The organism is Caulobacter sp. P1_B12_2, from assembly GCF_056406675.1.
Map to the genome: position 1 here is coordinate 1 of NZ_JBFTZS010000189.1, position 8,242 is coordinate 8,242.

11 protein-coding genes and 1 pseudogene are annotated in these 8,242 nt (G+C 68.8%); 7 read left to right on the forward strand and 5 right to left on the reverse strand.

The features are described from left to right. The 3 genes and pseudogenes from AC1DZ6_RS13255 to AC1DZ6_RS13265 form a co-directional block, all read right to left on the reverse strand. Positions 1–92 (reverse strand): annotated as a pseudogene (locus tag AC1DZ6_RS13255) (hypothetical protein); the annotation flags it as partial. A gap of 519 nt (positions 93–611) precedes the next feature. Next, positions 612–911 (reverse strand): DUF8200 family protein, encoded by a 300-nt coding sequence (locus AC1DZ6_RS13260; protein ID WP_477097637.1) that lies wholly within the window; start codon positions 909–911, stop codon positions 612–614. A 72-nt stretch (positions 912–983) separates the two neighbouring features. Further along, complete coding sequence (locus AC1DZ6_RS13265) at positions 984–1,613, reverse strand: LOG family protein (protein WP_477097638.1); 630 nt, start codon at positions 1,611–1,613, stop codon at positions 984–986. Positions 1,614–1,730: 117 nt separating this feature from the next. On the opposite strand from AC1DZ6_RS13265, the gene AC1DZ6_RS13270 reads away from it, so the two are divergent. The 4 genes from AC1DZ6_RS13270 (at position 1,731) to AC1DZ6_RS13285 (ending at position 5,182) form a co-directional block, all read left to right on the forward strand. Beyond that, entirely contained in the window at positions 1,731–2,549 is an 819-nt protein-coding gene (locus AC1DZ6_RS13270) for an Ig-like domain-containing protein (protein WP_477097639.1), read from the forward strand. Then, positions 2,480–4,411, forward strand: a complete 1,932-nt coding sequence (locus AC1DZ6_RS13275; protein WP_477097647.1) for an ABCB family ABC transporter ATP-binding protein/permease — start codon at positions 2,480–2,482, stop codon at positions 4,409–4,411. The genes AC1DZ6_RS13270 and AC1DZ6_RS13275 overlap by 70 nt, the downstream gene beginning before the upstream one ends. A gap of 55 nt (positions 4,412–4,466) precedes the next feature. Continuing rightward, positions 4,467–4,649 carry a hypothetical protein gene (locus AC1DZ6_RS13280; protein ID WP_477097640.1) on the forward strand — a complete coding sequence of 61 codons (183 nt, stop codon included), beginning with the start codon at positions 4,467–4,469 and terminating at the stop codon, positions 4,647–4,649. Between the two features lie 95 nt (positions 4,650–4,744). After that, on the forward strand, positions 4,745–5,182 hold the full coding sequence (locus AC1DZ6_RS13285; RefSeq protein WP_477097641.1) for a VOC family protein: 438 nt from the start codon (positions 4,745–4,747) through the stop codon (positions 5,180–5,182). Positions 5,183–5,210: 28 nt separating this feature from the next. On the opposite strand, the gene AC1DZ6_RS13290 is transcribed toward AC1DZ6_RS13285, so the two are convergent. Both AC1DZ6_RS13290 and AC1DZ6_RS13295 read right to left on the reverse strand, forming a co-directional pair. Beyond that, positions 5,211–5,645 (reverse strand): hypothetical protein, encoded by a 435-nt coding sequence (locus tag AC1DZ6_RS13290; protein WP_477097642.1) that lies wholly within the window; start codon positions 5,643–5,645, stop codon positions 5,211–5,213. Between the two features lie 106 nt (positions 5,646–5,751). Next, positions 5,752–6,828, reverse strand: coding sequence for an alkene reductase (locus tag AC1DZ6_RS13295; RefSeq protein ID WP_477097643.1), 1,077 nt, complete (start codon positions 6,826–6,828; stop codon positions 5,752–5,754). A gap of 189 nt (positions 6,829–7,017) precedes the next feature. Between AC1DZ6_RS13295 and AC1DZ6_RS13300 the strand changes: the two genes are divergently transcribed. The 3 genes from AC1DZ6_RS13300 to AC1DZ6_RS13310 form a co-directional block, all read left to right on the forward strand. Continuing rightward, on the forward strand, positions 7,018–7,233 hold the full coding sequence (locus AC1DZ6_RS13300; RefSeq protein WP_477097644.1) for a hypothetical protein: 216 nt from the start codon (positions 7,018–7,020) through the stop codon (positions 7,231–7,233). A gap of 4 nt (positions 7,234–7,237) precedes the next feature. After that, positions 7,238–7,444 (forward strand): hypothetical protein, encoded by a 207-nt coding sequence (locus AC1DZ6_RS13305; protein ID WP_477097645.1) that lies wholly within the window; start codon positions 7,238–7,240, stop codon positions 7,442–7,444. A gap of 66 nt (positions 7,445–7,510) precedes the next feature. Further along, a partial coding sequence (locus tag AC1DZ6_RS13310; RefSeq protein ID WP_477097646.1) for a DUF808 domain-containing protein occupies positions 7,511–8,242 on the forward strand: 732 nt, incomplete at its 3' end.

Sequence of the window (8,242 nt, forward strand, 5' to 3'; positions counted from 1 at the left end):
AGGTAGTGGTTGTCGGGGTCGTGGACGGCCTTGAAGAGGCGTTTGAACTGCTCGGGATAGCGGTGAACAAGGACGAGATAGGCGATCAAGCTGACGCTCCTGATTGGCGCCATGCGCGCCAAAGATGATCCGGGGGAAAGGCGGGCGAGGGGCGCGCCGGCGGTCTATTTCTTGCGGGGCGCCAGGGCCGCCTGGAGGACCGGCGCGGCGGCGGCGATCACCTTGGACTTGATCGTCTTGGGCTTACGGACTTCGCGATTGCCTTTGGACAAAGGGCTTCCTTTTCAGGAGACGCGACGCGCGGCGAACCACGGGACGCGAGCCGTCGCGCGCGGGCATGGCCCGGCGACGGATGTCGCGTCCGGCGAGCTTCACCGGTCGGCGTCTGGTTTTAGGGATAGGAAAGGAGCGCCCGTATGTCTGGCGCGTGGCGGGCCGCTCCGCCTGAAGGCGCACGAGCCGATGGCGCGTCTAAACGCCTTGCCGAGAGGTCTATCACATCCGGGAATGCGGCGCGGATAAATCGACGCGCGGGGCGGGCGGCGGCCGGGGTGGCGCAAGCCGCGGGGCACGCCGCGTCTCTAGGGCGCGGCGTGCCGATCGTCGTCAGGTCAGGGCTTGGCGGCCGTGTTGCAATCGGCGATGCCGGCGGCGTCCAGTTCCTGGCCGCGATAGTTGAAGGCGGCGACGGCGCCGAGTTCAGCGGCGACCTTGCGGCAGGCGCGGCCGACCGGCAGCGACTTGACCTGAGGCGCGGCGCAGACGTCGCCGTTGCAGCGCCAGATGGCGCCGTCCTGGATCAGGGTGGGGGCCTTGCTCGGGGCCTGCAGTTTGAGAACGGCGCCCTCGGCGGCGAAAGCGCCGGTCGAGAGAGCGGAGGCCGCGACGAGCGCGGTCACGAAGATACGCATGGTGGTTTCCTATTATCCCCTAAGGCCGATATTGGGAGATCGGCTGCGGACATAATGCGTTGCTTTTCGCAACTAAGTCAACAAACGAACGTTTGAGGACGGGTCGTCTTGCCCGGTTTCCGTCAACCAAGCCAATAGGGCTGGCGTTATGTCGCCCGCCTTTTCCACCACCCGCCAGCAATCCGCAAGCGAGGGCGGGGTCAGGCCCTGGTCGATGGTGTGTTGCAGCAGGGCGAACAGCGGATTCCAGAAGCCTTTCGGATTGTGGAAGACGATCGGCTTGCGATGCAGGTCCAGGCGCCGCCAGGACAACAGCTCGATGATCTCCTCCAGCGTGCCGATGCCGCCGGGCAGAACCACGAAGGCGTCCGAGCGTTCGAACATCATCATCTTGCGTTCGTGCATCGAGGTGACGACCACCGTTTCGACATCGTCGAACGGCTGCTCGCGACCGCGCAGGAATTCCGGGATGATCCCCAGAACCCGGCCGCCGGCCGCGTGGGCCCCGCGCGCCGTCGCGCCCATCAGCCCGACGCCGCCGCCGCCATAGACCAGCTTCAAACCCGCCTTGGCGAAATCGCCGCCGATCTCGAACGCCGCCTCGAGGAACGCCGGGTCGGCCGTGTTCGACGAGCCGCAATAGACGCAGACCGCCTTGGCGGCCGTCGCGGCGGCGGCTTGGCCGCTGGACAGGTCGGGCATCGTCGTCCACTCCAGACAAATAAACAGCGCGCCGGTCCTTGTGGGAAAGGTCGGCGCGCCGCACGTGAAGACCCAGGGAAATTGGCCGCCGGGGCGTCGTCGGCCGTTGGATACGACATGATCAGGATTCGCGAGATCGGTTTCAAGTCAGCCTGCGTCGTCGCGGCCCTCGCCATCGCGGCGCTGGGGGCCTGCGGTCGCGAGGACGAGGGTTGGCGACGCGATCCGGCGGCGACCAAGACCGAACAGCCGTCGCCGCAGGCCGGCTATCTGAAGCCGCCGCGCGTGGTGTCGGCGATCCGCCAGGGCGACGCCCTGGCGCTGTCGGGCCTGGCCGAGCCTTTGGCCAGCGTCCGGCTGGGCGCGCCGACCGGCGAGGTGCTGGAGGGCAAGGCCGACGCGGCGGGCGCCTGGCGGCTGGTGACCCCCCTGGCCGCCGAACCCCGGCTCTACGGCTTGTCGATGACGATGGAGGGCCGCACCGTTCAGGCCCAGGGCTATCTGATGGTCGCGCCGAACGGCGCCGCCGTGCTGCTGCGCGCCGGAGCCGGCGCCGAGGTGATGGGCCAGACCTCGCTGTCGCCCCGTGTTTTGGCGATCGATTATGACCGGGGCGGCGGCGCCGTGATTTCCGGTGTCGGCACGCCGGGCGCAGGCCTGGGCGTGCGCGTCGACCGCACCACGCGCGGCGAAGGCAAGATCGGCGAGGACGGGCGCTTCTCGATCTCCCTGGACCAGCCGCTGACGACGGGCGCGCACACCATCCAGGTGGCCGGGGAGGGCGGAGAGCAGCAGGTGGTCGTCGACGTCAGTCCGCCTTCGCCGCCCACGGGCGGGCCCGCGTCGTCCACGCTCACGGCCATGGGCTGGCGGGTCGATTGGATGACGCCGGGCGGCGGGTTGCAGACCACCCAACTGCTGGACGGCGCTCAGTGAGGGGCATGGCGCGATCCGGGGCCGTGGCCGGAGGGGTCGCGTCCCCCGAGGTCAAGGCCAACGGCTGGAAGGCCCTGGCCGATCTGTTCGGCCTGGTGATGCGCTCCAAGGCCCCCGGCCTGCGTTGGCGCGTGACCCTGGCCCTGATCTTCACCTTCGTCGGCAAGTTCCTGGGCGTGATCGCGCCCCTGCTGCTGGGCAAGGCGGTCAACCAGCTGAGCGCGGGGCAGGGGGCGGCGGTGCAGGTCGGCGTGACCTTCGCGGCCTTGGCCGGCGGCTGGGCCCTGATCCGCTTCATCGCCGCCGTCGCGCCTCAGGCGCGCGACGCGGTGTTCACGCCCGTGGCCCAGGCGGCCCAGACCCGCGCGGCGGTCGAGACCTTCGCCCACGCCCTGTCGCTGTCGATCGACTTCCACCAGACCAAGCGCACGGGCTCGCTGTCGCGGGTGATCGATCGGGGCGCGCGCTCGATGGACTTCCTGCTGCGCGGCCTTGTCTTCAACATCGCCCCGACGGCGGTCGAACTGATCATGGCCGCCGTCGTGCTGGCCAAGGCCTATGACTGGCGCTTCGCCCTGACGGCGGTGGTCACGGTGGTGATCTACGGCGTGGTGACCTTCACGATCTCGGATTGGCGGATCGGTCATCGGCGGGTGATGAACGAGGCCGACGCCGAGGCGGCGGGCCGGGCCGTGGACGCCCTGCTGAACTACGAGACGGTCAAGGCCTTCGGGGCCGAGGATCGGGCGGTCGGCGGCTACGACAACGCTCTCAGCGCCTACGGCGCGGCCAACATCAAGGCGACCAACTCGCTGACCCTGCTCAACACCGTGCAGTCGGCGGTGATGAGCCTGGGCCTGGGCATGATGGCCATCCTGGCCGGCGGCGAGGCGGCCGCAGGCCGGATCGGCCCCGGCGACGTCACCGCCGCCGTGCTGATCCTGGTCAACCTGTATGGCCCGCTGAACATCCTGGGCTTTGCCTATCGCGAGATCCGCCAGTCGTTCATCGACATGGAGGCCATGCTCGACTTGCGCCGCGCTCAGCCGGACGTCGCCGACGCGGAGGACGCCGTCGACCTGCCGCCGCCCGCCGACCGGCGCGGCGGGGCGGTGGCCTTCGAAGGGGTGTCGTTCCGTCACGGCGCGCGCTCGGAAGGTCTGCAGGGCGTGACCTTCACGGCCGAGCCTGGAACCACCGTGGCCATCGTCGGCCCCTCCGGCGCGGGCAAGACCACACTTGTACGCCTGGCCCTGAGAATGATCGATCCGCAGGACGGGCGGATCACCCTGGACGGCCACGACCTGAAGGCGCTGAAACAGGCCTCGCTGCGCCGGGCCGTGGCCCTGGTGCCGCAGGACGTGGCCCTGTTCAACGACACCCTGATCGCCAACATCGCCTTCGCCCGCCCGGAGGCCTCCGAGGCCGACGTCTGGGCCGCGGCGGAGGCGGCCGAGCTGGGCGAGTTCATTCGCAACCTGCCCGAGGGCATGGGCACCAAGGTCGGCGAGCGCGGGCTGAAGCTGTCGGGCGGTGAGCGCCAGCGCGTGGGTATCGCCCGGGCCTTGCTGGCCGATCCTCGCGTGCTGATCCTGGACGAGGCGACCAGCGCCCTGGACAGCCGCACCGAAGCCGCCATCCAGGCCACCCTGCGCAAGGCTCGGGCCGGCCGCACGACCCTAGTCGTGGCCCACCGACTGTCGACCATCGCCGACGCCGACGAGATCATCGTGCTGCGCCGTGGAAAGGTTGTGGAGCGTGGCGGCCATGCGGCGCTTTTGGACGCCGGCGGCGAATACGCGGCGTTGTGGCGGCGGCAGACTCGGGAGAAACCGGTGGCGGCGGAGTCGGTTGGCGATTGAATTCCGGATACCGCCAAGCTAGAACAAAGATAGAACAAAAACGGCGGTTACTGTCATGCTGACGCGAAAGATCGATCGGGCCCTGGACGCCATGGCCGCCTGCAAGGACCGCGTGCCGGCCCTGCGGGAGATCTACCGCGCCGACAGCCCCGAGGGTCTGGCCCTTGGCAACCTGATGGACGCGGTGGAGCGCGCGCAGCAAGTGCTGCAAGGGCCGGGCGCGCGGGTCGGCGAATAGGCCTGCCCGGCGGTTTCCATCGACAAATGTGGGGTGCGTGGCGGCGGTCCGCCGCTGTATCCTGCGCCACGCCCATCCGATCTCAGGAGCCGCCCATGCGCTATCTGCACACCATGGTCCGCGTGAAGGACCTCGACGCCTCGCTGCGGTTCTATGTCGAAGGCTTGGGCCTGACCGAGATGTACCGGATGGAGAACGAGAAGGGGCGCTTCACCCTGGTGTTCCTGGCCGCGCCCGAGGACGTCGAGCTGGCCAAGGAGCGCAAGGCGCCCCTGGTCGAGCTGACCTACAACTGGGATCCCGAGGACTATCAGGGCGGCCGCAATTTCGGCCATCTGGCCTATCGGGTCGATGACATCTACGAGACCTGCCAGCGCTTGCTGGACATGGGCGTGACGATCAATCGTCCGCCGCGCGACGGCCACATGGCCTTCGTCCGCTCGCCCGACAACATCTCGGTCGAGCTGCTGCAGGACGGCAGCCTGGAGCCGGCTGAGCCGTGGGCCTCGATGCCGAACACGGGTGCCTGGTAGGGCGTCGAGCCTCTACCAGCGTTGCCGCCTAGACCAGCTTCACCCGCAGCTCAGGCGGCGTGTAGGCCGCGGCCAGGGTTTCCAGGCGGCCCGCCGGATCGTCGATGATCGCCAGCCAGGCCAGTCGCGCCAGTTCCAGCTTGTAGTCGGCGGCGTAGCCGGTCGAGAATGGCGACTGGGTGCTGCCCGGCGGCTCGGCGGCCTTGGCGGCCACCAGCTTCTGGCGGGTAAGAACGGCCGGGCGGTCGATCAGGACCTCGCCTTCGCCGGTCGCCACCCAGCTGTCGACCAAGGCGCAAACAGCCACCGCGTGATAGACCATGACGGGCAGGACGCGCTTCTGGGGCGCGGGCTCCGCGATCAGGGTCGGCTTGACGGCGTTGACAGGGCTGGTGATCCGGAAGGCCAGGGCGTTGGCGCCGCGTTGCAGAACGGTCTTCCAGTGATCGTTGGTCTCTCTCATGGTTAAGCCTGTATCCGCTACGCGGCGCGTGGTGAAGACCCAACGCGGTAAATGGCGCGACGGATACAGGCTTGGTCGGAAATCCCGCCTTCGGAGCGGTTTTCAGCTACTCCGCGGCGGCCGTGGCGAGCGTCTTCAGTGTGGGGTAGTCGATATAGCCGCGACCGTCGCCGCCGTAGAAGGTGGTCGGATCCGGATCGTTGAGCGGCGCGCCGAGTCGCAGGCGTTCCACCAGGTCCGGATTGGCGATGTAGGCCTTGCCGAACGCGATGGCGTCGAACTTGCCCGCGTCCAGGGCGGCTTGAGCGGTGGCGCCGGTGAACTTCTCATTGGCGATATAGACGCCGCCGAACGCCTTCTTCAGGTCCACGCCCAGGCTGTCGGGACCGTCATATTCGCGGGCGCACAAGAAGGCGATGCCGCGCTGGCCCAGTTCCTTGGCCACGTAGCCGAAGGTGGCGGCCAGATCGCTGTCGCCCATCGAGTGGCTGTCGGCGCGAGGCGCCAGATGCATGCCGACCCGGCCGGGGCCGAAGACCGACGCGGCGGCGTCGGCCACTTCCAGCATCAGGCGCGCGCGGTTCTCGATCGAACCGCCGTAACGGTCGGTGCGCTGGTTGGAGCCGTCCTGCAGGAATTGGTCGAGCAGATAGCCGTTGGCGCCGTGGATCTCGACGCCGTCGAAGCCGGCGGCCTTGGCGTTCTCGGCGCCCTTACGGAAGGCCTCGACCACGCCGACCACTTCGTCGGTCGTCAGGGCGCGGGGCGTGGGGTAGGGGCGTTCGGGGCGCAGCAGGCTGACATGGCCCTTGGCCGGGATGGCGCTGGGGCCGACCGGCGCCTCGCCGCCGTGGAACGACGGGTCGGAGACCCGGCCCACGTGCCAGATCTGCATGAAGATGCGGCCGCCCTTGTCGTGCACGGCCTTGGTGACCTGCTTCCAGCCCTCGACCTGCTCGTCCGACCAGATGCCGGGGACGCCTTCGTAGCCGACGCCTTGCGGCACGACCGGCACGCCTTCGGTGATCAGCAGGCCGGCCGAGGCGCGCTGGGCGTAGTAGTCCGCCATCAGGGCGTTGGGGATCTGGGTCGGGCCGGCCCGCAGTCGGGTCAGCGGCGCCATCACGACGCGATTGGGCAACTCGAGGTCGCCGACGACGAGCGGATCGAACAGAGTGGGCATGAAACGGTCCCTGAAGGGGTTGGCCGACCCCGCGTCGGCGTTTCGAATATCTGGCGTGTCGCCGCTCGATCGCAACTGCCACAGGCTCTGATTTTATTCTGAAGACCACCGTAGGGAATCTGAGGGGCCATTCGGCGGAACGCCCCGGTCGCGCCGGTCGTTGGCTTTGGACCAGACTGGAGAACTCCCATGGCCGAACCCGAAGTGACCAACGGCGACGAAGTCGATGACACCTACGATCCCTCGACCGTCGAGGCCAATCGCAACATCCAGCAGGGCGGGGGCGTCGGCGCTCGCGACCTGGCCCGGCAGGACGAGCCGGCCGAGATCGTCACGCCCGACGGCGATGACAGCGACGACGACGCGCCTGTCGAGGCGCTGGGCCTAGCTCATCCGAAGGAGTGACAGCATGGCCGAACTCGACGCCGAGAAGCGTGACACGCTGCCCGACAAGGCCTTCGCCGAGCCCGAGAAGCGCGCCTATCCCATCGAGGACAAGGCCCACGCCCGCAACGCCAAGGCTCGCGCCGCCCAGGCGGTGAAAGCGGGCCGGATGCCCAAGGCCGAGGAAAAACGGATCGACAGGAAAGCCGACGCCGTTCTGAACAAGGGTTAGGGCTCGACCGGAGCGCGCGGAGCGGTCTATTCGCGTAGGACGACAACGCGAATAGAGAATCCGCCCATGCCCTCCGGCCTTGCCGCCCTCCTCGACGACATCGCCGCGATCACCAAGCTGGCGGCCGCCTCGCTGGACGACGTGGGCGCGGCCGCCGGCAAGGCGGGCACCAAGGCGGTGGGCGTGGTGGTCGACGACACCGCCGTCACCCCCGGCTACGCGATGGGGTTCACGCCGGACCGCGAACTGCCGATCGTCTGGAAGATCGCGCTCGGCTCGTTCCGCAACAAGCTGCTGTTCCTGTTGCCGGGCGCGCTCATCCTCAGCGCCTTCGCACCGTGGGCGGTGACGCCGATCCTGATGTGCGGCGGCGCCTATCTGGCCTTCGAGGCCACCGAGAAGATCATCGAGGCCTTCGTCGAGCACGAAGTGGCTGGTGACGAGGTCGAGGACTTCGCGCTCAGCAGCGCCGAACTGGAAGCCCAGAAGGTGGGCGGCGCGATCCGCACCGACCTGATCCTGTCGGGCGAGATCATGGCCATCGCCTTGGCCGACGTGGCCGACAAGCCGCTGGCTATCCAGGCCGCCGCCTTGGCGGTGATCGGGGTCGCGCTGACGGTGGCGGTCTACGGCGTGGTCGCTCTGATCGTGAAGATGGATGACATCGGGCTGCACATGGCCCAGCGGTCAAACGCCGCGACCCGGGCCTTCGGACGCGGCCTGGTCAAGGCGATGCCGGTGACCATGGAGGCCCTGACCGTGATCGGCACGGCGGCCATGCTGTGGGTCGGCGGCGGG

Bases quoted from the DNA above. Each gene is read 5' to 3' on its own strand.
- AC1DZ6_RS13260 (WP_477097637.1), bottom strand. From the start codon at position 911: ATGCGTATCTTCGTGACCGCGCTCGTCGCGGCCTCCGCTCTCTCGACC.
- AC1DZ6_RS13265 (WP_477097638.1), bottom strand. From the start codon at position 1,613: ATGCCCGACCTGTCCAGCGGCCAAGCCGCCGCCGCGACGGCCGCCAAG.
- AC1DZ6_RS13270 (WP_477097639.1), top strand. From the start codon at position 1,731: ATGATCAGGATTCGCGAGATCGGTTTCAAGTCAGCCTGCGTCGTCGCG.
- AC1DZ6_RS13280 (WP_477097640.1), top strand. From the start codon at position 4,467: ATGCTGACGCGAAAGATCGATCGGGCCCTGGACGCCATGGCCGCCTGC.
- AC1DZ6_RS13285 (WP_477097641.1), top strand. From the start codon at position 4,745: ATGCGCTATCTGCACACCATGGTCCGCGTGAAGGACCTCGACGCCTCG.
- AC1DZ6_RS13290 (WP_477097642.1), bottom strand. From the start codon at position 5,645: ATGAGAGAGACCAACGATCACTGGAAGACCGTTCTGCAACGCGGCGCC.
- AC1DZ6_RS13295 (WP_477097643.1), bottom strand. From the start codon at position 6,828: ATGCCCACTCTGTTCGATCCGCTCGTCGTCGGCGACCTCGAGTTGCCC.
- AC1DZ6_RS13300 (WP_477097644.1), top strand. From the start codon at position 7,018: ATGGCCGAACCCGAAGTGACCAACGGCGACGAAGTCGATGACACCTAC.
- AC1DZ6_RS13305 (WP_477097645.1), top strand. From the start codon at position 7,238: ATGGCCGAACTCGACGCCGAGAAGCGTGACACGCTGCCCGACAAGGCC.